Origin of the sequence: Wolbachia endosymbiont (group B) of Melanargia galathea, from assembly GCF_964030625.1 — a bacterium.
Lineage (GTDB): Bacteria > Pseudomonadota > Alphaproteobacteria > Rickettsiales > Anaplasmataceae > Wolbachia.
The window spans coordinates 89,257-112,320 of sequence record NZ_OZ034910.1 but is presented as its reverse complement, the minus strand read 5'-3'; the positions used below and the strand labels follow the sequence as shown (position 1 = coordinate 112,320).

Genomic DNA, 23,064 nt, shown 5'->3' with positions numbered 1-23,064 from the left:
TATAGAACATTAAGAAAAAGAATGTGGCCTGAGCAGGAATCGAACCAGCGACACAAGGATTTTCAGTCCTTTGCTCTACCAACTGAGCTATCAGGCCAACTACGTACTTTCATTTTTAGATAAAAAACGTTATCATGTCCATCAAAAGTTTTTGAAGTATAGAAACAAAGAATGAACATTAGTAACAAAATAGGAATTTATCCTGGTACATTTGACCCCATAACTTTTGGGCACCTTGACATAATAAAAAGAGCATGTAAGCTAGTCGATAAGTTGATAATTGGTGTTGCAGAGAATGTTAATAAACATACTAATTTTGACATAAGACTGCGCACAAGCATGGCTAAAAATGAAGTGAAAGGAGCAGGAATTGATGCAGATATTATATCCTTTAATGGGTTGCTAGTGAAGTTTGCCAAAGAGCAAAATGCTTCTGTTATTATTAGAGGACTGAGAGCAGTATCGGATTTTGATTACGAGTTTCAAATGAGTTGGGTAAATTATAAGCTCTTTCCTGAAATCGAAACTATATTTCTTCCTGCATCTGAGGATACTCAATTTATCTCATCAAGTTTTGTAAAGGAAATAGCGAGATTAGGAGGAGATGTTAGCAACTTTGTGTCAAAAAGTGTCCAAAGTGAATTGATTAATCTAAATAGGGTAGAAAATGGAGAATAAGTATTTGTTGTCTTTTTTATTTCCAAACGAGTATGTTAGATGTGTAAAATATTGTAAGCTAAAGGAGAGACATGTTAAAAGTGAGGGATAATAATGTAATAGTTTGCTGCCGTGGTGATGAGAATGATGATGGTTCTGGTCATCCAATAGTATACTTACACAAAGAAGGAGAAATGTATTGTCCTTATTGTAATAAGTCAATGGATGAAATAGTGAGTGCCGAAGAATTTCAATCTGTTGAGGTGAAAGTAATAAGCAAGAAGGAAAGAACCAAAGGTTAATAGTACTTCATTTTTTTAGCTTATGTAAATAGCAATAAAGGGGGCAGTAAAGATGAAACTGTCCATACGGTCAAGTACTCCTCCATGGCCAGGTATTATACCTCCACTATCTTTAACATTGTAAACTCTTTTTATGAGTGATTCAGTAAAGTCTCCAAGTTGGGCTAGAATAGCAATTGTAACGCCAATTATTGGGGAATAGAAAATTGGAAATAAACTCAAAAATATTGAGCCAAAAATTGTACACACTATTCCAGCTAAGACTGCACCAAAAAGTCCTAACCAAGTTTTCCCAGGGCTAATGATTGGACAAATTCTAGTTTTACCAAAATTTTTGCCGAAAAAATAGGCAGCAATATCGATGCTCCAAATAGTTAAGATAAGCCATACTAATGCATATTTTCCCTGTGGTAGATTATATAGGCATATTAGCGAGGCATTTGGTAGTGCGATTAATAGTAATGCGAAAATGTATAAGATTCTATTGCCCTGAGTTAGATTATACCATTCAAAAGAAGATAAAACTGCAATTGAAAAAATTAGTAGATAAAATGATAAATCACTGAAATATGTAGCAAAAGAAAATATGAGTAATATTACTATTGAGGACAATATTCTAACCATAAAGTTATTATCTACCATATTTTTTTTCTCTTTTTGTATAATCTTCTAGTGCTTTGGTCAAATCTTGACAAGAAAAATCGGGCCACAAAGTATCACAAAAATACAATTCAGCATAAGCTGCTTGCCATAATAAAAAATTGCTTAACCTTTTTTCGCCACCAGTGCGAATTAATAAATCCAATTTTGGCAAATCTTTAGTATACAGAAATTTTTCAAATTCCTCTTCCAATACGCAATCAATATTTCCTTTTATGACGTTGTTGATAGCATGTATAATTTCCTGCTTTGCTCCATAACTAACTGCAACAGTGAGTAATAGACCATCGTTCTTATGTGTTACTTCTTCTGCTTTTTTGATTTGATCGAATATTTTACTGGGCAATAGACTTAAATTGCCAATAAAATTTAACTTAATGTTACAATTGTAAATGAATTTCATTTTATCTTCATTAGTTAAAGTGTAGTAAAATAAATTAAATAGGTAGTCTGTTTCGTTTTCAGATCTGAGCCAATTTTCCATGGAAAATGCATACAAAGTTAAGTAAGGTATGGCCAGGACTGTGCAATGCTTAGCAATATCAAATGCAACCTCACTGCCTTTTCTATAGCCATCAATTTTTACCCTTCCTTGATTGTTTGCCCACCTACCATTACCATCCATAATAATTGCTAGATGTTTTGGCAGAGATTCTAGATTCAACATTTGAATTCAACCTGTTCTAATTAGCTTAATGTCTATATCTCTGTATGAAACGTTCACTATATCCACCTAAAACTATATTATTACTGAAAAATCATTGATAGTCTATATTACAAAAATTTTCTCAACCTCGGTGTCAGCTGCCAGTGATTTTACTAAGAAATATGGCAAAAATGGTCTAAATTGAGCGTGTTTTCTTAATTTGATGCGTATGGTTTATTTAACACCCTCTTAAATTTATAAAGCAAAACCTTGGATATAAACACTTTTTAAGCTATGTCATGATATGTAACTGACTTGCATTTTTTCTTTCCGTGTCCCACTTAAGACATTACTAGGCCCATTTTTATCTTCTAGTAGTTTTATAATATCGCTAAGACTAGAATGACTACACATGGATTTTAACTCTTCAAAAGGAGTAAAACCGATTCCATTAACAACTTTCTGATTTCCTAGTAATTCTATTGTATCTACGTAGTTAAGATTATCACGATAAAATATGAGTCGAAATTTTTTAATGTTAAAAGAAATGATATTCTCAACAACCTCCTGATTTTTTAGTAGTCTTACAATATCGCTAAAGAGAAACTTATCATTACAAAGTATGAATTTAAGTTTTTCATAATCAATAAAATTGATGTGCTCAACAACTTGTTGATTTTCTAGCAACCTTATAATCTTGTAACTGCTACTAGTATAATTGCTACTATTAAACTTATCGCTATTATGAATGAGTTCAAATTTTTCATAATCAATAAAACAGAGGTATTCAACAACTTTTTGATTTCCTAATAACTCCATAATATTTTCACCACTAAACTTATTACTCTTGAGTATAAGTTGAAGCTTTTTATCACCAATAGAGTTAATTCGATCAATAGAACTCTGATCTTTTAGTAATTCTGTAACATTTTGCTCACTAAGCTTACCATCACTCTCAACTATCATCCATTGAATAAGACGGATATTCCTAATATCATTTTGATTTTTTGGTGGTATTCCCACATCTGCATCGTTGCAAAACTGAACATCATCAACATGTTTTTCATTAATTCCTTTATTTCCTAGTGCTTCTTTAGCGAAGTTATTCGGATCATTTTTTTCATCTTCCTCGTAATCATAATATCCATAATTTTCTCCATTCTCCTCACTATCACTACTTTCGAATTCATTGTTGATATTGCAAATCTTTCCACCTTTTAGTATTTCTAGAATATTGTGCTCCGCAGGTGCATTATTTAGCATGGACCTAAACATTTCATCATCATAATCGTTGATGTGATTAACAATGCTCTCATCTTAATAGTAATTCTTCAATACCTTTGTGACTAAACTTATTATGATACTTGCATAAGATTTTAAGCTTACTGTAATCCATTGAATTGATGCCATCAACAACTCTTTGATTTGATAGTAATTCTCTGTTATAAGTCTTACATATCAGTTGAAGTTTTTCGTTATATAAGTCTTCTGCATTGCCTGCCTTATCAAAATCCATAATCTTATTTCAATTTACTTAGTATTTTAATTTTGCATGTATTAGGAGGAAAGAATCAAGCATAAGGCCTAATGAATTTATTAGTTTATTTATGTTTCTTTTCATGTATAAATTTATAGAAAGTTTTATATAGAAGTTATTTTATGAGCAAAATTATAGAAATCAGAGCGCCAAAAACTCTTGGTGGTGAATCAGTTACGGAAGGTATAGTAAAAATAAAGAAAAATATCGGCGAAGCAGTAAAAGTAGATGACTTGATCTTTGAAATTGAAACTGATAAAACGGCGCTAGAACTAACTGCAGAAGCTTCAGGACAAATAACTGAATTTTTTGTGAAAGAAGATGATATAATTAGCCCTGATCAATTACTGGCAAAACTTGCTGCAGGAGAAGTAGAAGAAGAAGTGAAAAAAGAAGATAAAGGCGAAGGCCCTGATAAAAAAGATGCCCCTTCAGCTCGTAAAATTATGGAAGAAAATGCAATTAGTGCAGAAAATGTAAAAGGAACTGGCATGGGAGGTAGAATAACTAAAGCGGATGTGATAGACCATATGAGTAAAGCTGAACAACCTTCGGTAAAACAATATGAATCGCCAAAAAGTGTAGTAAGTGGAGAGAGAAGAGAAGAGCGAGTGAAAATGAGCAAAATAAGGCAAGTAATAGCTGCTCGTTTGAAAGCATCGCAAAATACTGCTGCAATACTGACCACGTTCAATGAAATTGACATGAAAAACGTCATGGATCTGAGGGCAAAGTATAAAGAAACTTTTGAAAAGAAATATGGAATAAAACTGGGTTTCATGTCGTTTTTTATAAAGGCAGCAGTGCAAGCACTAAAAGAAATTCGTGAGATTAACGCTGAGATTTCAGGTGATGAAATTGTATATAAAAATTACTATGACATAGGTGTTGCTGTTGGCACTGATAAAGGTCTTGTTGTACCAGTTATTCGTGATGCTGATCAAATGTCATTTGCTGAAATTGAACTAACTTTAGTTGCTCTTGGCAAAAAAGCACGAGAAGGTAAGCTGCAAGTATCGGAAATGGAAGGTGCAACATTTACTATCTCAAACGGTGGTGTATATGGTTCACTTCTTTCTACTCCGATAATAAACCCTCCGCAATCTGGAATACTTGGCATGCACTCAATACAAAATAGGCCAGTTGCTGTGAGTAGCTCAATTGAAATCAGACCTATGATGTACATTTCCCTCTCTTACGACCACAGAATAGTTGATGGCAAAGGAGCAGTTACTTTCCTTGTTAAAATCAAAAATTACATAGAAGATCCAAATAGATTGGTTTTGGAAATTTAAACAGATTAAAAAAAGACAAGTAAGTTTTTCTGAAGTTTTTAAGGTGGGTGTTACAGCTGTACAAACATTTGTTTATAAAGGTAACTTATACGAAAAATGGTCAGTGCTTACTGTACGAGCATTGTGATTTAGGCCTAAAAAATGCGAGTAGCCCATTTGGTGTTATCCAAGTAGCTGACACTGGGATCCAAATTGCAAGTAATGCATTAGGTTGGGTGAGTATAGGTCTTGCGTTATAGAATAACATCATTTACTATGTGCCATATTGCAATGTTTGTAAAGTTGTGTGTGTGGTCCACCAAAAGGGTGTCAGCTACTTGCATGACACTATCTGCTATTTTTCCTTATCTGAATGAATACAAAACGGTTTTTGGTTACTCACGAAATAGATTTGTCCATTTTGCTCTTATTATTTAAAACGCTTTTATGTCAAATATATCAAATTTTTATTGTCCCAAATTTGGGAGAAAAACCCTGGACTTGAAGTCCATCCTTTTAAGAATATAATTTTAAGGTGAAAAATCTGAAAGAATGTGGAATATTATAGAAAAAGCAGTCACTCTGTATATATATCACATAGTGTGGATAACAAAATATCGATATCCAGTACTAGTTGGAGATATTGGAAAGAAAGCTAAAGAAGTTGTACAAGAAGTATGTGCAAATAATCAAGTAGAAATTATCAGAGGTAGAGTTGCGTCAAGTCATGTACACGTATACGTTTCTGTACCCCCATACTTAAGTATTAGTAAGTTAGTGCAGTTAATAAAAGGAAAAAGTTCCAGAAAAATCCAGCAAAACTTTCCAGAGCTAAAAAAGAGATATTGGGTTGTGGGCAGTAGGCTACTTTGTCAGGACTAGCGGAAATGTAACTGACGAAATGATAAAAAATTATATTGAAAATCACTCTAAAAAAGAAGATAAATTTGGTGACTTTCAAGTCGAAAGTTAGCATTCTATGCTCTCTCTCAATCTTTGGATTTTAATCCATAGTGGTTGAATTGACATATGTTAAAAACATTCTAAGATAAGACTATTTATAGAATAAGGGGGTATATAATGTTAACTAATTCTTTTAAAAAAAGTTTTGAAGCTGTTCAAGGTATATCTGAATCAGTATCGAGTGATAAACCGAATAGGACTTTCAATTTTCCTCCGAATAATAGGGTGAGAGCAGATGATCATCCATTTTTAGGTACCAAGCATGACCGCAAAATTGAATATTTAGATTGTGATGATGAAGAGTCAAAAAGGCGAATTCTTGCTGATAGCTCTCCTTATAATTCAGAAAATGAAAATCACGGTAAATATCTAAAAGGCAAGATTATTGATGAAACTAAGCAAGAAATTGCTCAACACATAGAAAACAGTGATGTAGAATCTGTACAGCTTAGAGTGAGAAGTCCAATTAGAACTATGTTGACTGCAAGAACTGTGCTGAATGATAATAAAGGAAAAATAAACATTAGTAATATTTTAACTAATGATTTTTTTGAAAGCAATAGGATAACGGCGGTTACATTGTTGCTACCTGGAGATGAAAAAAGAGGAATGCGTGGACGAGTTGATGAGCATGGAGTAAGAATTTATGAAGTAGCTAATGGCTCATATAACATGACTTTGAATTGGTACGATGAAGAAAAAGAATGTAAAATGAAAATTAATATTAGTGATGACGGTTCTATCAAGCTTATTGAAAGCAATGATATCACTTGGGAGCAAATAGCTGCACATAAAGAAGTAAAAGTAGGAAAACAATACGAAGCGAAGTCCTTGTATGATGCACTATCCTACTTACGTAAAGAAGGTTCTGAAATAGTAAAAGTTTCACAGAATCCTTCAACAAGTATGGAAAGTGTGACTATATCAAAACAACTTTCTTCTGCTCAAGGAGTAAGTAAATAAGAAGACTTTATGAGCTGCTTGCAAATATAGGCAGCTTATATTTCAGTATCCTTATTTCATGTTCTCTAGAGTATTTTTATTTCCTGTAATCTTTTTATAAAAACCATAGGCGCCAGTTGGTTTTAAAGTAAAGGTCAAGTATCTGGAATTCTGGACATAAAATCCTCCTGTGTAAAAAAAGTTAGAAAAAAATGCAGTGCATATACGACAGATATACACTGAAGAATATATTTTTTAATAAATTTGATTAAAAAGTCTGCAGACTAAAGATAGATTTTGAGCTCTTAAAATATCTCTAATTGTAATTATAATGAGGTTGGAAATATGCGGAAGTAATTTTTATACGTTAGCTACAGTTAAAACATAATTGACTTTGCCTAGTTAATATTTCAAATTATAAAAAAGGCAAATAATTTCTATGATATTGCAGGGTAAAAAAGGGTTAATAACCGGAATAATAAATAAGAGGTCAATAGCATATGGTATAGCAAAGACTCTCTCAGAGCACGGAGCTGAGCTTGCAATCACTTATCAAAATGAAGTAATAAAAGAGAAATTATTACCAATAGCGAATGAATTAAATGTGGAGCTAACACTACATTGTGATGTTTCAAATGAGGAAATCATACATAGTGCTTTTAAAGAAATAGAGGAAAAGTGGGGTGCTATTGATTTTTTGGTACATGCAATAGCATATTCTGATAAAAATGAGCTCAATGGTAAATACGTCGATACTTCACTAAACAACTTTCTCAATGCAATGCATATATCGTGCTATTCTTTTACTGCTTTAGCAAAAAGCGCCGAAAAAATGATGTTAAATGGTGGTAGTTTACTTACTTTATCTTACTATGGTGCTGAAAAAGTTATGCCAAATTATAATGTGATGGGTTTATGTAAAGCAGCACTTGAAGCAAGTGTAAAATATATAGCATGTGATCTTGGGCCAAAGAACATCAGAGTAAATGCAATTTCTGCTGGTCCAATCAGAACTTTGGCATCTTCTGGAATAAGTGACTTTCACTCCATATCGGAATGGAATAGAAGTAATTCTCCACTTAGACGCAATGTTACAATAGAAGATGTTGGCAAGGCAGCACTATACTTATTAAGCGACCTGAGTAGTGGTACAACTGGAGAAATTTTACATGTTGATTCAGGGTATAATGTTGTGGGAATGAAGATAGTAGACTAATACAGTACTGCAGATGCATGTGAAGCCTGTGTTTTTTTGTTATCCGAGTAATTGACATTGGAGCCCAGTGTCAGCTACTCGAATGACAACATTTTTTAATTAAATCTCGCACATTAACCATAGAGTTATTATTTTATAAGTATTTGTTGCTGCTGATCTTCTATTTTTACTTCCTCCATTTGGGTTAAGGGATTGTGCGTGAGGGTTGCTCTTGAAGTTGCCTTGCAAGGAAAAAGTCTTTTTCCTCCCGATCTTGGAGTTGCTTTGCAAGCAAGAAATCCTATTGTTCTTGTGTTTGTTTTGCTAAGACTTTATTCTTATTAAGCAGTGGTTAAAAATGAGCATGGCTTTTATTATAGAATGCCCCCCTATAGAAGTATATAGACTATGAAGACTTATCTTACAGGTTGTGGTACTTGTTGTTGATAAAATGTTTTTTCTACACGTGCTTCTTCCACACTGCACCTTCTTGATAAGACTGGCTCCTCAAGGCATTTTATACGTTGCTGTACATCATTAATGCACTGCCCTATAACATCACCAATTTTTCCATCAGCATTTTTTGCCAATAACTCATCAAACTCCCTCTCAATCTCTACTCTCTCAGAGATATCCTTTGAAAGATCACAATATTCCAAAATTTCATCTATCTGAAGTTGTTTTGCTAATAGAAAGTCTTCTTGCTCCTGCTGCTGTTTTATTAACTCTTGAGTTACAATTTTAGCCCTAGAGTAATGATTTCCTTCAAGATATATTGTTTCTCTCTCTTTACTACCCCATAACTCGTCATTTAATTTATAACTCTCACGATTAAACATCTGATTTAGTTGATCATTGTTTATCATTTCAGGATTTGGTTCAAACTTTTGTTGTTTCTCTCTGCCGCTAACTTTACAATGGACATTAATTTCAATGTTGGCTAAAGAAGCTAATAATTGAATTTCTTCAATAAAAGGAAAATAACTTTTACTTTCTATTGCTTCTAGATAGGATTGATAGAGTTCAGGTTTGTCAAGAAATGAGCGTGTAATAAAATCACTGTTATATTCGGCATTATAGTCACTCTCACCAATGCCATCAAGAGCCTCTGCATATTCACTTAGATTAAGCACAGCTTGATTATGCGATATATTAAATTTGCTAACAGCTCTACTTACTAACCTCTTCACATTACCTTCAGCATTTTCAATTTTCCTATTTGTTTGCTTAACCAGACCCTTTATTTTATCAGACTTGCCAGTTAAATCCCCTGGCTTATTAAAAAACATATTAAAAACCTTTTCTAGCTGATCCTTTAAAGGAGCTGGCATACTTGGATCATCTAAAGACGTAAATCGACTTAAAAATTTGTGCCATTCCATTCTCATATCTTGCGCTCTTTCAGCTTTATATGTACCAGAACTGTTATCACCAAACACTGCATGAAAAAAGCAATTGCCATCACCTGCAGTATCATATTTAACTACTTGGTTATTAGAAGGTTCTTTTTCTACATTACTCTCTGAAGTCTTGCGTCCTTTAGCATTTTCAATACTGTCAAAACCATTTGGTAATTTCCGTTTTCTAAGCCCAACCATAATTTCTACCTTAATTCAAGCTATATGTTATTATATTAACTAACTTATTAATAAGTAACTAATTAGGTATAGCAAAAATTTTTTAATTATGCAATAATTAAGGCTTTAAATAGCAAATATGAGCTTTAACTGTGGTATAGTTGGGTTACCAAATATAGGAAAATCAACTTTATTTAATGCACTTACAGAGTCAAGTGCAGCTGAAGCTGCAAATTATCCTTTTTGCACAATCGAGCCAAATGTTGGCAAAGTGCCAATACGAGATCAGCGTTTGAAACAAATTGCCTCGATTGCTCACTCAGGGAAAATAATCTACAATCAACTGGAAGTTGTCGATATTGCCGGCTTGGTTAAGGGTGCGAGCAAGGGTGAAGGACTAGGAAATAAATTTTTGAGTCATATCAGAGAAGTTGATGCCATTGTTCATCTGCTCAGGTGCTTTACGGATGACGATATCAGCCATGTAAACAGTAAAATAGATCCAATATCAGATGCTGAAATAGTGGAAATGGAGTTAATTCTAGCTGATATTGATAGCATAGAAAAAAGGCTTCCTCAATTGGAAAAGAAAGCAAAGCAAGGTGATAAAGAGCTAAAGAGACAACTTGAATTAATGCAAGAGGTATTAGCTACTTTAAAATTAGGTAAACCGGCAAGAAGCTTGGAGAATATCGATGAAGATGAGATGAAGTTGCTTCAATTGCTAACAACAAAGCCTGTTATGTATGTATGCAATGTTGAAGATACGAATATCATAACTGGTAATGAACTATCTAAAAGGGTGGAAAAAATGGCGGAAGAAAATAAAAGCAAATTTTATTGTATTTCAGCGAAACTTGAAGCAGATATTGCAAATCTTGATAGTGAAGAGGAAAAACAGAATTTTTTATCAGAATTTGGCTTACAAGAATCAGGACTTGATGGAGTAGCACGTATTATGTATGAAGTGCTAAGTATGATAACTTTTTTTACTGTGGGCCCCAAAGAAGCACGTGCATGGCCAATAAAGATAGGATCAACAGCTGACAAAGCAGCAGGTGTAATTCACACTGATTTTGAAAAGGGCTTTATAAAAGCAGAAACCATAAGCTTTGAAGACTATATAAAATATGGAAGCGAATTAGCTTGCAAAGATGCAGGGAAAATTCGCTTCGAAGGCAGAGATTATATCGTGCAAGATGGCGATATAATGCACTTTAGATTTAATGTCTAATTAGTCTAGCACCTTCCTGATGCAGCCCGTGAATTTTTATATTCTCTTCTCTCTTCTTCCTCTATCTCCTCTTCAGATAAAGGAGAGAAAGAGAACTGCCCTATCTCCAGATTATCAAGTTTAGTTCCAGGAGTTTCATCACATCTCTTTATTATCTCTTCCTGTGATTGTACATCTTGCTCCAGATATCCTTCTAAAAATTCATGTAAAGCTTTACCTTCTATAAGCACATCTTCGCTTTGCTCAGCTAATTTCAAAATTTCGTCTAGTTCAACATCTTTACCATTAATAGTTGCCTGACCAATCTCAATTTCACTAGGATTTACATTTAAACTAATAAAGCAGTTAACAGAATTACCTTTCTCATCTTCTGCACTCCACCTAATTTTCATATCGCATGTTGCATCTTTTGCAAAGCGGTAATTTCTTTTTCCATTATCATTCTTCTCAACCGTTGCTATTCTTTTATCGTTACTGTATATTTCTACTATCTTTACCTCATTTTTATTTCTTTCCATCCCTTCAATTTTGTCAGTGAAAAGACGGCTGATTTCTAAGCTACACCCAGGCTTAGAAATATTAATACTAAGATGATCATAATGATTAAGAGAACGTTTTGCATATGCGCATGGCACATAACATCCATCAAAAAAGGCAACTGCACTATCAGTTTTGAGAAATTCCTGTCCGTTACTCATCCCTTCTTCAACTCGAAGAAGATATCTACCCAACTTCTTTTTAAAATTCTTTCGCTTGTCTTCAGGAATAGACTTTTCATTCAATATACTTATTATTTCTTTTTGCTTACTTAATACTACATAATTAAAAAGGAAAATGTTCTTATTCCATCGATAATAATTCGCTATTTTGTCAAATGGATCTGCAGGCCAGCCTTTATTATAATTTACGTTATCCTTATCATCTTTACACAAATTATCCTTAAGGCCAAAATTCAATTTTCTAAAATCTGATAATACTTCTTCTACCCTATCTTCAAAAAATTGAAGTTTATTTTGAAATTCTTTCCCATAATTCATTTTCTCATTTATTTTAAGAAGATATTCACTAAATTTCTTCCTAAAATTTTCTTGATCTTTGTGGGCAAGCCTCTGATCTAATATATCTGTTATGTATTTTCGCTTATTCAATACTACATAGTTAAAAAGGTCACTCTTTTTCTTCCTTTTATAATCTTTTACAATTTCGTTAAAACACTCATTACTATTGTTAAAATTCAAGTTTTTAAAATCTGAAAGCACGCTCTTTACATCAGCATCACTAAATTGAGGATTTGTTTGAGGAGACGAGTCAGTTCTACTTTGATAATCAAGTTGAGGATTTTTTTTAGTAGATTGGACTAATAAACTTTCTGTGCTGTTAGAGAAAGAATGATTATTTTCTTCAGATTGAGAACTTTTCTTTTTAGACGTATTAGTAAAAAAATTAGTTAGTGAACTAAACATTAAGCACCTCTTAGTATTACTATTTAACTATAACTTAATGCCAAATGTTGTAAAGCTAAAATTAATATGTAAATTCATTTTTTTAAGACAATTATAAGTATCTTCCTTCTATAAAAATTTTATAATCAGCATATGACAAATGTTTAAGATATTGATTTTGTTTGTATTTTTATTACTTTACCAGGCAATATTATTAATGAATTAGTCAGACAAATATCTTGGCCAAACTTTACTCCATCCACAAACTCTCCATTTGTTACTCCAGTTGCAATGAACACTGATTCACTTCTTGCCATGTCTTTCACGGTGTAGATTTTTTCTGGGTCAGTGATATTCAAATTTTTTGCTCTTTCTTTTAATTGATCCGTGTCAAATATTAATCTTCCTTCTATCTGCCCACCGATTGAGCTTAGCGCTGCTGCTGCAAGCACTCCTTCTGGAGCTCCTCCTGTGCCGATATACATATCGTGATTGCCATTTATTAGCGAAACTATGGCTGCAACATCACCATCATCTATTAATTTCACTTTTGCTCCTAGCTTCCTAATTTTTGCTATTAATTCATCATGTCTTTCACGTTTAAGTACAGTTACTATAAGATCACTTGCTTTACATCCTTTTGCCTTGGCTAAATTGTCCAGATTCTTCTCAATCCTATTTTTTAGTGAGACTACACCCTCTGGGAGATTTTTTCCCACTGCTATCTTTTCCATATAAACATCAGGTGCATGTAAAAAATTACCTTTTTTTGTTGCAGCAAGAACAGACATTGCCCCTTGTTTATAATGAGCGCAAATCGTAGTGCCTTCAAGTGGATCAACAGCAATGTCAATCTCAGGGCCACTTCCTGTGCCAACTTTTTCTCCGATATATAGCATCGGTGCTTCGTCCCTCTCCCCTTCCCCAATCACAATTGTACCATTTATTTCAATTGAGTTTAGCACCGTACGCATTGCATCAACTGCAACCTGATCGGCCTTTTTTTCATTACCAAGGCCTGCCAATTTATATGCAGCAAGTGCTGCAGCTTCGGTTACTTTCACTAACTTATAGGCTAAATCTTCTATCATTTGCTCGAGAATCATAAATCAATATATATCATGCCACTTGATACTGCAAGATTCCTTGACTGATTATGGGAAAGTTAGTATAACATAAGCATTATAGTAATGGGTTTAATTATGGCATATAGTGATGGTGATGTTAAGAAGTTTTATCGCAAAATAGCTGCAATTTTAAAATTTGATAATAAAGGGATTGCTAGTCTTGAAGATCTAACAAAGGAAGGAAGTTGGAAAGAAATTAATTTTCAAGATAAATGTGAAGGAGGCCATTCATTAGGAGATTTACTTCTAAAACTTGCAGATGAAAATGACAACCTACGTATTAAAGAATTTTTCCTTAAAAACGGATTCAAGCTTCCTGAGCAAGAACAAATAGCTGAAGCGGTAAATGAGAAGGAAGAAGAGGAGCAAAACATACCTGATGTGGAGGAGAGTAGAGCAGAACTTAGCAACAAAAATGAAGATGATCAATTTTCTACTTCATACAACAAGATAAAGAAAATTGTAGCTAGCAACCCTAATATAACTGCTGAGGAGTTTTGTAATGAGCTTGAAAAAGAGAAAATAGATATAAAAATAACAAACCAAGATGGTTGGACTTTGCTTTATTATGCTGTCCGTTCAGAAGGACCTGGTATTATCGACGATCGCATTATATTCCTAAAGATTGTTGAGTTACTCACAAATTTAAACATCGGAATCGATTTTAAAGATACTGCTTCCAAAACTGTGTTGGGTACAGCTGCAATAAATAAACAAGCTGATGTTATAAAGATACTCTTGGATAGTGGTAAATTTAATGAAGAAGAAAAATTTAACGCTCTGCGTCTTGCTATTATCCAAGGTAATGTTCAAGAAGTTAAAGCATTTTTAGGTTATGTAAATGCTGAAAGCAGACAAGCAGCTTTAGAGTGTGCTGTGAATAATACACAAAATAATACACAAGAAGAAATTACTCAGGTACTTTTAAACTTTATTACACCAGAAACACCCAATGTAAAAGAAAATAGAGCAAAACCTTGCAGCAGTAATGGAAATATTGGTAATAGATCTGTAGCAACAGCGCCTCCAGTTAGTACTAACGGTAATAATAACAAAAATGAAACGCCTGTATCAACAAGGGCTGACCCAACTGTCACACCAAATAATGATAAGAAAGCTAACGGCTTTGTAGAGGCTCAATTTTCTCCACCACATGAAAAAGAAACTAAATACAAAAAAAGTAAGGAGAGTTTTTACGCCTCATTAAGGAGTGATGTTGTTGGAGTTGTTATTGCAGGATTGTTTGTTGCTTCTGCTGTGATGGTTCCATCTTTAGCTGGTGCATTAGTTTGCAGTGTCCTAGCTATTTTAGTTGTAATAGTAACTGGATTACATGTAAAAAATTTTACACTTCCAAGTTACAGCGAAATGAGAGAAAATAAGGTTGAACCTGTAAATTCAAGTTTGAGAAACCATGCAATCTAGCTCCTAGAATCACTTTTCAAACCAATTATAATTTCTTGATTGTTAAACCACTTTATCAAAATTAAGTGGGACTAGTGCGATTCGAACGCACGGCCTTCGGATTAGGAATCCAACGCTCTATCCTACTGAGCTATAGTCCCATGTCTTCTGCTATTTATGCAAAATTATAGCAAAAAGTCTCGCATTTTTCTAGGCACCCTGTACAATTAATTCACAATAATAAAAAATATTTCTGTATTTCTTGAATGTAATACTGTTATATTTAATAATACGATTCCAATTGAAAGATTAATGCTAGTTAACAATATTAGTTACTTTTATAGTAATCAAGATGGCTTTGCTTTAAGCAACATCAACATTCAAGTGAAGAAAGGAAGTGTTGCCTGTTTACTAGGTCATTCTGGCTGTGGCAAGTCAACAATTCTAAAATTAATCGCAGGAATAGAAAATCCAAAATCTGGAACCATTGTTATAAATGATAAATTAGTTGCAAGTAACAAAGTGTCAATTGCTATAGAGCGTAGAAATATCGGATTGATTTTTCAGCATTCTGCATTATTTCCTCATAAAACAGTAATAGAAAATATAACTTTTGCTATTTGCAGTACTTCTAAGAAAGAAAAATACCTTACTGCATTGGAAATCTTAAAGCTATTTAATATAGAAAAATATGAAAACATGTACCCTCATGCTTTATCAGGAGGACAGCAACAATTAGTTGCAATAGCAAGAGTAATGGCGCAAAATCCTGATGTTGTTTTGCTCGATGAACCATTTTCTAATTTAGATATACTGCTCAAATATCGAATAAGGCACCATATATTGTCACTTTTTAGAAGCAAAAATATTCCTGTACTCATGGTAACTCATGATCCGCAAGAAGCGTTGAAAGTTGCAGATTTTATTTACGTGATGAAAAATGGTAAAATTATTCAATCAGGAGTTCCTAGCTACATATACCACAGACCTAAAGATGATACGTTAGCAAAATTTTTTAGTGAGCTTCCTTTTACTCTACAGCTAAACTAAACTTAATGTTAGGCTAAAACTATTATAAGATAATTAAAAACTCTTGATTTATAATTTAATAAAAGTGATATAATTTATGTATCACTTGGCTTCAGTCAAGTTTTAATACCTAAAAGTTAATATTTTCAACGGAGGTACAAATGAGTTTAGGTCCATGGCAGCTGTTTCTAGTCTTAATAATAATCTTAGTTCTGTTTGGTGCAGGTAGGTTACCACAAGTTATGGGTGATTTAGGCAAAGGCATTAAAAACCTTAAACAAGAACTTAAGGATTCAGAGAAACTATCATCTAATGAACCAGATCGTTAGCTTCCTTATGTTTCGTGACACGCACTAAAGTGCGTGTCATTTGTTTAAACAAGGCTAAAGAATTGAAGAGGTATGATTGAAGTACAGTAATAATTATGTTAGTTAGAATGTTATTAAAGGTTAATCGTGGAAGAAAGTGAGAAATTGACTGAAGATAAAAAATTGGCCTCTGATATTCTAAAAGAGGTTGCAGATACCAATAACAACGATAGTGATAAAGTAACATTGTTCGACATCAAAACAGCTTTACATGAGCGCGGTTTTGGTATTTTAATAATCATCTTCTCTTTACCGCTATCAGTACCTATACCTGTTCCACCTGGCTATACAACCATTCTTTCTATACCTTTAATCTTATTTTCACTGCAGCTTCTATTTGGGTTTGATTCTCCTTGGATGCCTAATTGGCTAGAAAGGAAATCTTTTCAACGTTCAACACTAGCTCTCGTGGTAGAGAAAACTTCACCTATATTAAAAAAAATAGAAAAGTTCATGAAACCAAGAATGTCTTTTATTTTTCTTGGTCCGGGTGAAAAGATTCTAGCTTTTATGATGTTGCTTTGTGCAATAATAATAGCTCTTCCATTACCTTTTACTCACTTCCTTCCTGCAATTGGTATAACTCTTATTTCACTCGGCATTATGGGTAAAGATGGATTTTTATCTACGTTAGGAGTGTTAGTTTCATTCTGTGCGTTATTGGTTACCCTTATTGTAATAGTTAAAGGACCAAAACTTATAGCCGGAACACTTTCTCTTCTTAAAAGCCTTATAACTTAAAAGCTTTACAACACTTTAATAAAAGAATGAAGTACAGCATGAAATGAATAATCGATATTGAAATATAGCAATAACTATGTTAGTTAGAAGTTATATTGTTATTAAAGGGTAACTGTGGAAAAAAGTGTGAAATTGACTGAAGATAAAAAATTGGCCTCTGATATTCTAAAAGAGGTTGCAGATACTAATAATAACGATAATGATAAAGTAACATTATTTGATATTAAAACAGCTTTACATGAGCGTGGTTTTGGTATTTTAATAATCATCTTCTCTTTACCGCTATCAGTACCTATACCTGTTCCACCTGGCTATACAACCATTCTTTCTATACCTTTAATCTTATTTTCACTGCAGCTTCTATTTGGGTTTGATTCTCCTTGGATGCCTAATTGGCTAGAAAGGAAATCTTTTCAACGTTCAACACTAGCTCTCGTGGTAGAGAAAACTTCACCTACATTAAAAAAAATAGAAAAGTTCATGAAACCAAGAATGTCTTTCATTTTTCGTGGTCCTGGTGAAAATATTTTAGCATTTATAATGCTGCTTTGTGCATTATCGATAGCAATCCCACTTCCTTTAACTAACTTCATTCCTGCAATTGGTACAACTCTCATTTCACTGGGTATCATGAGCAAAGATGGATTTCTCTCTATAATGGGAGTATTAGTATCATTGTGTGGGTTATTACTTACTCTTGTCGTAATAGTTAAAGGACCACAGCTTATATTTGGAGCATTTTCTTTTCTAAAAAGCTTTGTATATGGTTAAGCTTTACAACACTTTAACAAAAAAAAAAGAGCCCTTTACACCGATCGATAAAGATCATATAAAAATGTACGTTTGTGGGCCAACAGTATATGATACAGCACATATAGGTAATGCACGTTCTATTGTTGTTTACGATGTATTATTTCGACTGCTTAAATTTTGTTATGGAAAAGTTACTTATGTGCGTAATATAACCGACATCGATGACAAGATAATCAATGCAGCAAATGAGAAAAATAGTAATATAGAAAGCATTAGCAAATATTACACTAAAACTTTTCATGAAGACATGGAAAGCATAAATTGTGCAGAACCAACATATGAACCAAAAGCAACGGAAAACATAGATAACATTATCAAGTTAATTGAGTCTTTGCTGCAAGCTGGTCATGCTTATGAATCCAATAAACATGTATATTTTAGTGTAGAATCTTACCCTGAATACGGCGTTTTATCAGGAAAAAAAATTGATGAATTAAACTACGGTAGTAGAGTTGAAGTTGGTGAAAATAAAAAACACCCAGGAGACTTCGTACTTTGGAAACCTGCAAACGAAACTGACTATAAACTTTCAAGTCACTGGAATAGTCCATGGGGAGAGGGAAGACCAGGGTGGCATATAGAATGTTCAGCAATGTCATATGCTTACCTTGGCAAAGATTTTGACATTCACGGTGGGGGTATAGACTTGCAATTTCCTCATCATGAGAATGAAATTGCACAGAGTAAATCTGCATTTGCTGAGTCAACGTTTGCAAAATATTGGGTACACAACGGGTTTCTTACGGTAAATGAAGAGAAAATGAGCAAATCCTTATTTAATATAGTCAAAGTAAGGGATTTGTTAGATAGTGGAATAAAGGGTGAAGTAATACGTTATGCGCTGCTTAAAACTCACTACAGAAAACCACTTGATTGGACAGAAAATGTTATCTCTGAGTCGCAAGAAACTTTAAACAAGTTTTATCGGTTATTACGTAGTACATGTATTGAGGAAAGTGATACAGAAGTCTCTAAAGATTTTATAGAGGCTTTGAAAAACGATTTAAACATTCCTGAAGCTGTAGCCATATTGCATGAAATGGCTACAGAAATCAATAAGACAAGTAATGAATATGAGAAGCTCAAATTAACTAAGAAGTTTGTTAAAAGCGCAAGGTTCATTGGTATTCTTGAGTCAAGTTATCAAGAGTGGTTTGCAAGTGGTGTGAGTCATCAAGAAATAGAAAGGTTGATAGACTTAAGAAAAGTAGCAAAACAAAATAAAGATTATGATACTGCAGACAAAATAAGAGAGCAATTGAAACAAATGGGGGTTACAATTTCTGACAACGAAGATGGTACAACAACTTGGTATGGAAAATTATCTCCTATTGTTTATAGATAGCCTAGTATCATCGCTTATCTTACCCATACATCAAGGTTTTGTACTTTACACTATGTTATGCTTTAGGTCAAACTACGATCAACTACTTATATTACTTTTTGGAGTATTAGGATCCAGTCTTGGTGGAATAGCTAACTGGTATTTAGGTAGAATAACAATTTTTATCAGAAGATCACATCACAAATTAGAGAATGAAGACAAAACACCAAAAATTGTAAGGCACCTACTGATTTGTGCAGTTGCATTGCTTTCGTGGGTACCAGCACTTGGAAGTGTGACTCAGATTTTATCCGGTTACTTCAAGTTAAACCTTTATATTCTTGTTCCCTTAATTATTTTATCTAACTTCCTCTGTTTGTTGTATCTAACGTTTACCATCTAACTAAACATCAATAAACAACTTTTCTTCTGGTCATATTGAGCTAAATTTCTTCTTCAAACTACCTTTTAAAATGCTTTTATTACTTTTTGTCATAATACGATCAAATACTCCTAATAACCTCTTAAGTAAGCTTGGGGTTAGCGAAGAGATAGGATTAACAGATACGTTGTTGTTTTTATCATCACCATTTGCTTTGTAGTCTATTGAAATAATCCCCCTACTCTTTCCACCAGTCAGAAGTTTTCCGATTATAGGGATTTTCAACAAAGATTTGTTAATTGAGTATGCCGGTATTACTTGTCCTTCAACCTGGAATTTATAACCCTTAATATCGAGCGTACCACTAGTGCTAATGCCTAGTTCCGCTCCTTCAAGCCAAGATTCTTCAATTTCAACAGTGCCATCTTTATATGAAAAAGGTGCATTACACTTATAAAAATGTACACCTTCGTTCTTTATAGCATTTACAATACCAGGCAGTGAAGACATTGATAATAAAGTGGTAAGCAGTGGAGCATCTTTGATATAGAAATTGCTGATAGATAACATACCATAATGTTCTCCATTTTCTCTCTTAGAAGATAGATAAAGAGATAATTTGCCATTTTTAACTGATTTACCAATACCTAAAGAACGCAAAAGCATACCTGAATTATCCGAATATATTTCAAGCCCTATTTCACTATGTTCTACTAGTATATTACTGTTATCTTCTAAAAACTGTCCTGTGAATTGACTTCCACTACAATCACCTTTAGCACAAGTTACATTTAGCTTAGCATCTTTTATGATAATTCCTTCTTTCATAATTATATTATCAACATTCATAGTAACTTCTATTTTGTTATTTAATCGATTACTATCTTTGCCAAGTAAACCTAACACATCACTTAAGTTGATTTTCTCACCGTGAATAGTTATGGCATTTTTCTCCTTACCTGATTCAATTTCTATACTAAAATTATTATCAGGTAATTTAAAGTTGCTAGAATTTAAATATAGATTTCCATTTTCTACTCTTCCGCTAAATTTTATGTCTAGATCATTTCCTACAACATCTAGTTTATCTATTAGTAACTTACCTACTCCTTTTAGCCTTGTAGAAAATAAAACTTCATTGTGATCTTCAAAATGGTTTTTCCACCCTAAGTAGCTTGAACGCAACTCGAGCTCTGATAAATCTATATTACCATTAACATACCCTGTTTTGTCTTGATACATTACTGACTCTATATTTGCATTGATATAGCCATCACCGAAATTAAGTATTTGAGCAGGCAAATCTCCAGTCAAACTCCAGGCAAAATTTTCATTTTTATTGCTACTTTTGAGGTCAAATAGCAGCTGTGTATTATTTACCATACCACTGCCATTTAAATCAATAAAATCTCCGCCGAAATCAAGCTTAATCTCATATTTACCAAGACTGCCATTATACGCGACAAAATTATCAATTTCAGAATGAAATTTGGCTAAAAAATCTACTTTTTTATCATCAGCATTTAAATTAAAAATGTGAAAACTGAATACAGATTTTGCTATTCCACCTATACTGTCCCTTGTAATCTTCATCATATCATCCAGCTTAAATTTTATAGGTTCATATAACCCATAAGCATCACTTACAGCCTGACCATTAATTGTGAGAACAGAATCCTCTTTATTAAGAGATTGCATCTCAATTTCGCCACCATCAATATTGAAATTCTGGAACTTAGCGCTATTTACAATAATTTTGAGATTGTTATCCTTGAGGGTTAACTCACCGTTCAAGTTCTCTACTCGTTCAAAATCCTCATCAAATTGAACGCTGCCATTTTCTATATCAGCAACAATTACAATACCTGACAGATCATCATTTATTAAACTATCGATTTTACCGTTAAAACTTATAATTGTATTTATAATATTCCCATCAATATTATTACAATACCACTTTCTAAATTCATTGTTCACTAGACCATCTGGTACATAAGTACATAAATCTTTTGCAACAAGTTTACTAATATTAACTCTAAGCAAAGCATGATTTGTGCCAAAGTTCATTTTACCAATCAAAGAAAGGTAAGTATCATTTAACTTAAAATGAAAGTTTTTTATGCTAATGATTTCATCACTATATGTCAAATTTACATTTACATTAGTCAAGGCTAAGTTTTTACCTGAGTGACTCTCTGTATTTAACACGTATATGTTTCCGTCCACAACTTCATCCTTTCCATTAATTCTAATTGAAAAGTTTCCTTTGAATCCTATTTCTTTGTCCAAATTGTAACTTTTAACTAGTGTGGAAAATTCGTTAAATAGCCCCAACTTTAGGTTATAGAATGTTCCATAGAAATTTAGTAAATTATTACGGTTTTTTATCGTAATGGATAAATCATCTAGAAACCCTTTACCTTCTTTTGTATGGACACGAATATCCAAAACATTGAAATCTTCCCCCTTCCCTACATATACTTTATCAATAAAAAATTCACCTTCCATGCTTTTATTGATAGCAATGTTAGTAATTTTAATCCTTGAGTCTGCATTGAAGTAGAAAAAAAATTTTCTTATTGTCTTTAGCAGATTTTTTGTACTACTCATCTTCTCTGTCATTACAGATGTTATCTCTTTGCTCTCCTCCCTCTTGATATATATGTGTACATTATCAGCTAAAACCTGAGAGAACTTTTTGGAACTTAACTTAAAGTGTACGAAAAGCTCAGGAACTTCTATTGTAAAATCAGGATTTGTTATTTTTAAATCTGTAATGACTAGCTTGCCATCTTGATGCCAAATAACCGAAGTACTCTCCATGCTGACATCCGAATTGGTAAATATCTTTAATATTTTTTTCTTTATATAAAAATTAATATAACTAATATTGATTTCTAGAGGTCCCTCACCTTTAAAAAAGATAAAGAAGCAGGATATAAATAATAAAATTATAGAAAATGATATAGTAATTTTTTTAAGCATTGATTATTGCTTTTCTTGCTAGAATATCAGCTTCCTCATTGTATTTGTCACCATTATGCGCTTTCACCCAATTCCAATTAATTTCGTGTTGCAAAGCAGCATTATCTAATTCTTTCCATAATTCTATATTTTTTACTGACTTCTTATTACTTGTCTTCCAGCCGTTCATTTTCCACTTATTTATCCATTCTGTTATACCGTATTTAATATAGAGGCTATCCGTATACAAACTGATATTACAAGGAAATTTTAATACCTTCAGTCCATTGATCACTGCTGTTAACTCCATTTTATTATTTGTAGTATTTTCTTCTCTACCACAGATGTTCTTTCTATGATTTTGAAATAATATGATTGCTGCCCACCCTCCTGTCCCTGGGTTACCAGAGCATGCTCCATCTGTGTATATTGTCACTTCCTTTTTCTTCATCTTTAACTGTAGTGAATTAATAAAGTATATCG

At 33.0% G+C, this 23,064-nt stretch carries 23 protein-coding genes, 2 tRNA genes and 1 pseudogene; 15 read left to right on the top strand and 11 right to left on the bottom strand.

Annotation, left to right across the window (positions count from 1 at the left end; all coding sequences use genetic code 11):
* Window positions 1–24: 24 nt before the first annotated feature.
* Window positions 25–97: transfer RNA gene (locus tag AAHF52_RS00505), tRNA-Phe, on the bottom strand.
* 74 nt (window positions 98–171) lie between these two features.
* Here AAHF52_RS00505 and coaD point away from each other — a divergent pair.
* Window positions 172–678, top strand: coding sequence for a pantetheine-phosphate adenylyltransferase (coaD, locus tag AAHF52_RS00500; protein ID WP_007302835.1), 507 nt, complete (start codon window positions 172–174; stop codon window positions 676–678).
* 71 nt (window positions 679–749) lie between these two features.
* Complete coding sequence (locus AAHF52_RS00495; protein WP_007302836.1) at window positions 750–959, top strand: zinc-finger domain-containing protein; 210 nt, start codon at window positions 750–752, stop codon at window positions 957–959.
* 15 nt (window positions 960–974) lie between these two features.
* On the opposite strand, the gene AAHF52_RS00490 is transcribed toward AAHF52_RS00495, so the two are convergent.
* From AAHF52_RS00490 to AAHF52_RS00475, 4 genes are all read right to left on the bottom strand, one after another.
* On the bottom strand, window positions 975–1,601 hold the full coding sequence (locus AAHF52_RS00490) for a phosphatidate cytidylyltransferase (RefSeq protein WP_143689098.1): 627 nt from the start codon (window positions 1,599–1,601) through the stop codon (window positions 975–977).
* Window positions 1,591–2,286: a polyprenyl diphosphate synthase gene (uppS, locus tag AAHF52_RS00485; protein WP_007302838.1), complete on the bottom strand. Its 696-nt coding sequence runs from the start codon at window positions 2,284–2,286 to the stop codon at window positions 1,591–1,593. The genes AAHF52_RS00490 and uppS overlap by 11 nt, the downstream gene beginning before the upstream one ends.
* A gap of 276 nt (window positions 2,287–2,562) precedes the next feature.
* Window positions 2,563–3,528 carry a hypothetical protein gene (locus tag AAHF52_RS00480; RefSeq protein ID WP_342068421.1) on the bottom strand — a complete coding sequence of 322 codons (966 nt, stop codon included), beginning with the start codon at window positions 3,526–3,528 and terminating at the stop codon, window positions 2,563–2,565.
* 49 nt (window positions 3,529–3,577) lie between these two features.
* Window positions 3,578–3,781, bottom strand: coding sequence for a hypothetical protein (locus tag AAHF52_RS00475; protein WP_342068420.1), 204 nt, complete (start codon window positions 3,779–3,781; stop codon window positions 3,578–3,580).
* A gap of 143 nt (window positions 3,782–3,924) precedes the next feature.
* Between AAHF52_RS00475 and odhB the strand changes: the two genes are divergently transcribed.
* The 5 genes and pseudogenes from odhB (at window position 3,925) to AAHF52_RS00450 (ending at window position 8,197) form a co-directional block, all read left to right on the top strand.
* Window positions 3,925–5,097 (top strand): 2-oxoglutarate dehydrogenase complex dihydrolipoyllysine-residue succinyltransferase, encoded by a 1,173-nt coding sequence (gene odhB, locus AAHF52_RS00470; protein WP_007302840.1) that lies wholly within the window; start codon window positions 3,925–3,927, stop codon window positions 5,095–5,097.
* A 47-nt stretch (window positions 5,098–5,144) separates the two neighbouring features.
* Complete coding sequence (locus AAHF52_RS00465; RefSeq protein ID WP_214303385.1) at window positions 5,145–5,336, top strand: hypothetical protein; 192 nt, start codon at window positions 5,145–5,147, stop codon at window positions 5,334–5,336.
* Window positions 5,337–5,630: 294 nt separating this feature from the next.
* A pseudogene (gene tnpA / locus AAHF52_RS00460) lies at window positions 5,631–6,049 on the top strand (IS200/IS605 family transposase).
* Between the two features lie 107 nt (window positions 6,050–6,156).
* Window positions 6,157–7,002 (top strand): hypothetical protein, encoded by an 846-nt coding sequence (locus AAHF52_RS00455; RefSeq protein ID WP_007302842.1) that lies wholly within the window; start codon window positions 6,157–6,159, stop codon window positions 7,000–7,002.
* 418 nt (window positions 7,003–7,420) lie between these two features.
* Window positions 7,421–8,197 (top strand): enoyl-ACP reductase, encoded by a 777-nt coding sequence (locus tag AAHF52_RS00450; RefSeq protein ID WP_214303384.1) that lies wholly within the window; start codon window positions 7,421–7,423, stop codon window positions 8,195–8,197.
* Window positions 8,198–8,592: 395 nt separating this feature from the next.
* On the opposite strand, the gene AAHF52_RS00445 is transcribed toward AAHF52_RS00450, so the two are convergent.
* Window positions 8,593–9,774 carry a hypothetical protein gene (locus tag AAHF52_RS00445; protein WP_010406367.1) on the bottom strand — a complete coding sequence of 394 codons (1,182 nt, stop codon included), beginning with the start codon at window positions 9,772–9,774 and terminating at the stop codon, window positions 8,593–8,595.
* 118 nt (window positions 9,775–9,892) lie between these two features.
* On the opposite strand from AAHF52_RS00445, the gene ychF reads away from it, so the two are divergent.
* The gene (gene ychF, locus AAHF52_RS00440) at window positions 9,893–10,987 is read left to right on the top strand and encodes a redox-regulated ATPase YchF (RefSeq protein ID WP_010406370.1); all 1,095 of its coding nucleotides are present in this window, start codon (window positions 9,893–9,895) and stop codon (window positions 10,985–10,987) included.
* 5 nt (window positions 10,988–10,992) lie between these two features.
* Here the strand turns inward: ychF and AAHF52_RS00435 are convergent, their stop codons facing one another.
* Complete coding sequence (locus AAHF52_RS00435) at window positions 10,993–12,450, bottom strand: hypothetical protein (protein WP_342068419.1); 1,458 nt, start codon at window positions 12,448–12,450, stop codon at window positions 10,993–10,995.
* Between the two features lie 143 nt (window positions 12,451–12,593).
* Window positions 12,594–13,517 carry a class II fructose-bisphosphatase gene (gene glpX / locus AAHF52_RS00430; RefSeq protein WP_264376888.1) on the bottom strand — a complete coding sequence of 308 codons (924 nt, stop codon included), beginning with the start codon at window positions 13,515–13,517 and terminating at the stop codon, window positions 12,594–12,596.
* 102 nt (window positions 13,518–13,619) lie between these two features.
* Here glpX and AAHF52_RS00425 point away from each other — a divergent pair, with 102 nt between their 5' ends.
* Complete coding sequence (locus tag AAHF52_RS00425) at window positions 13,620–14,981, top strand: ankyrin repeat domain-containing protein (protein WP_264376818.1); 1,362 nt, start codon at window positions 13,620–13,622, stop codon at window positions 14,979–14,981.
* A gap of 66 nt (window positions 14,982–15,047) precedes the next feature.
* Here the strand turns inward: AAHF52_RS00425 and AAHF52_RS00420 are convergent.
* Window positions 15,048–15,121, bottom strand: a tRNA-Arg gene (locus tag AAHF52_RS00420).
* A 151-nt stretch (window positions 15,122–15,272) separates the two neighbouring features.
* Between AAHF52_RS00420 and AAHF52_RS00415 the strand changes: the two genes are divergently transcribed.
* The 6 genes from AAHF52_RS00415 to AAHF52_RS07190 all read left to right on the top strand — a co-directional run bounded on the left by AAHF52_RS00415 (window position 15,273) and on the right by AAHF52_RS07190 (window position 19,638).
* Window positions 15,273–16,010: an ABC transporter ATP-binding protein gene (locus AAHF52_RS00415; protein WP_007302769.1), complete on the top strand. Its 738-nt coding sequence runs from the start codon at window positions 15,273–15,275 to the stop codon at window positions 16,008–16,010.
* A 140-nt stretch (window positions 16,011–16,150) separates the two neighbouring features.
* Complete coding sequence (locus tag AAHF52_RS00410; protein ID WP_006013840.1) at window positions 16,151–16,318, top strand: twin-arginine translocase TatA/TatE family subunit; 168 nt, start codon at window positions 16,151–16,153, stop codon at window positions 16,316–16,318.
* Between the two features lie 126 nt (window positions 16,319–16,444).
* Window positions 16,445–17,098 (top strand): exopolysaccharide biosynthesis protein, encoded by a 654-nt coding sequence (locus tag AAHF52_RS00405; RefSeq protein ID WP_007302768.1) that lies wholly within the window; start codon window positions 16,445–16,447, stop codon window positions 17,096–17,098.
* A 114-nt stretch (window positions 17,099–17,212) separates the two neighbouring features.
* Window positions 17,213–17,869, top strand: coding sequence for an exopolysaccharide biosynthesis protein (locus AAHF52_RS00400; protein ID WP_007302767.1), 657 nt, complete (start codon window positions 17,213–17,215; stop codon window positions 17,867–17,869).
* The gene (gene cysS, locus AAHF52_RS00395) at window positions 17,862–19,256 is read left to right on the top strand and encodes a cysteine--tRNA ligase (RefSeq protein ID WP_012481729.1); all 1,395 of its coding nucleotides are present in this window, start codon (window positions 17,862–17,864) and stop codon (window positions 19,254–19,256) included. Before AAHF52_RS00400 ends, cysS begins: the two co-directional genes overlap by 8 nt.
* A complete protein-coding gene (locus AAHF52_RS07190; RefSeq protein WP_012481730.1) occupies window positions 19,225–19,638 on the top strand; it encodes a YqaA family protein in 414 nt (137 codons plus the stop codon). Before cysS ends, AAHF52_RS07190 begins: the two co-directional genes overlap by 32 nt.
* 30 nt (window positions 19,639–19,668) lie before the next feature.
* Here the strand turns inward: AAHF52_RS07190 and AAHF52_RS00390 are convergent, their stop codons facing one another.
* On the bottom strand, window positions 19,669–22,602 hold the full coding sequence (locus AAHF52_RS00390; protein ID WP_007302765.1) for an AsmA-like C-terminal domain-containing protein: 2,934 nt from the start codon (window positions 22,600–22,602) through the stop codon (window positions 19,669–19,671).
* Window positions 22,595–23,032 carry a ribonuclease HI gene (gene rnhA, locus AAHF52_RS00385; RefSeq protein ID WP_007302764.1) on the bottom strand — a complete coding sequence of 146 codons (438 nt, stop codon included), beginning with the start codon at window positions 23,030–23,032 and terminating at the stop codon, window positions 22,595–22,597. The genes AAHF52_RS00390 and rnhA overlap by 8 nt, the downstream gene beginning before the upstream one ends.
* Window positions 23,033–23,064: the final 32 nt, after the last annotated feature.

Coding starts and splice junctions, on each gene's coding strand:
- AAHF52_RS00480 (WP_342068421.1), bottom strand. CDS start 3,528: ATGCTAAATAATGCACCTGCGGAGCACAATATTCTAGAAATACTAAAA.
- odhB (WP_007302840.1), top strand. CDS start 3,925: ATGAGCAAAATTATAGAAATCAGAGCGCCAAAAACTCTTGGTGGTGAA.
- cysS (WP_012481729.1), top strand. CDS start 17,862: ATGGTTAAGCTTTACAACACTTTAACAAAAAAAAAAGAGCCCTTTACA.
- AAHF52_RS00445 (WP_010406367.1), bottom strand. CDS start 9,774: ATGGTTGGGCTTAGAAAACGGAAATTACCAAATGGTTTTGACAGTATT.
- coaD (WP_007302835.1), top strand. CDS start 172: ATGAACATTAGTAACAAAATAGGAATTTATCCTGGTACATTTGACCCC.
- AAHF52_RS00455 (WP_007302842.1), top strand. CDS start 6,157: ATGTTAACTAATTCTTTTAAAAAAAGTTTTGAAGCTGTTCAAGGTATA.
- AAHF52_RS00490 (WP_143689098.1), bottom strand. CDS start 1,601: ATGGTAGATAATAACTTTATGGTTAGAATATTGTCCTCAATAGTAATA.
- AAHF52_RS00415 (WP_007302769.1), top strand. CDS start 15,273: ATGCTAGTTAACAATATTAGTTACTTTTATAGTAATCAAGATGGCTTT.
- AAHF52_RS00495 (WP_007302836.1), top strand. CDS start 750: ATGTTAAAAGTGAGGGATAATAATGTAATAGTTTGCTGCCGTGGTGAT.
- AAHF52_RS00410 (WP_006013840.1), top strand. CDS start 16,151: ATGAGTTTAGGTCCATGGCAGCTGTTTCTAGTCTTAATAATAATCTTA.
- AAHF52_RS00450 (WP_214303384.1), top strand. CDS start 7,421: ATGATATTGCAGGGTAAAAAAGGGTTAATAACCGGAATAATAAATAAG.
- uppS (WP_007302838.1), bottom strand. CDS start 2,286: ATGTTGAATCTAGAATCTCTGCCAAAACATCTAGCAATTATTATGGAT.
- AAHF52_RS00435 (WP_342068419.1), bottom strand. CDS start 12,450: ATGTTTAGTTCACTAACTAATTTTTTTACTAATACGTCTAAAAAGAAA.
- AAHF52_RS00475 (WP_342068420.1), bottom strand. CDS start 3,781: ATGGATTTTGATAAGGCAGGCAATGCAGAAGACTTATATAACGAAAAA.
- AAHF52_RS00425 (WP_264376818.1), top strand. CDS start 13,620: ATGGGTTTAATTATGGCATATAGTGATGGTGATGTTAAGAAGTTTTAT.
- rnhA (WP_007302764.1), bottom strand. CDS start 23,032: ATGAAGAAAAAGGAAGTGACAATATACACAGATGGAGCATGCTCTGGT.
- ychF (WP_010406370.1), top strand. CDS start 9,893: ATGAGCTTTAACTGTGGTATAGTTGGGTTACCAAATATAGGAAAATCA.
- AAHF52_RS07190 (WP_012481730.1), top strand. CDS start 19,225: ATGGAAAATTATCTCCTATTGTTTATAGATAGCCTAGTATCATCGCTT.
- AAHF52_RS00390 (WP_007302765.1), bottom strand. CDS start 22,602: ATGCTTAAAAAAATTACTATATCATTTTCTATAATTTTATTATTTATA.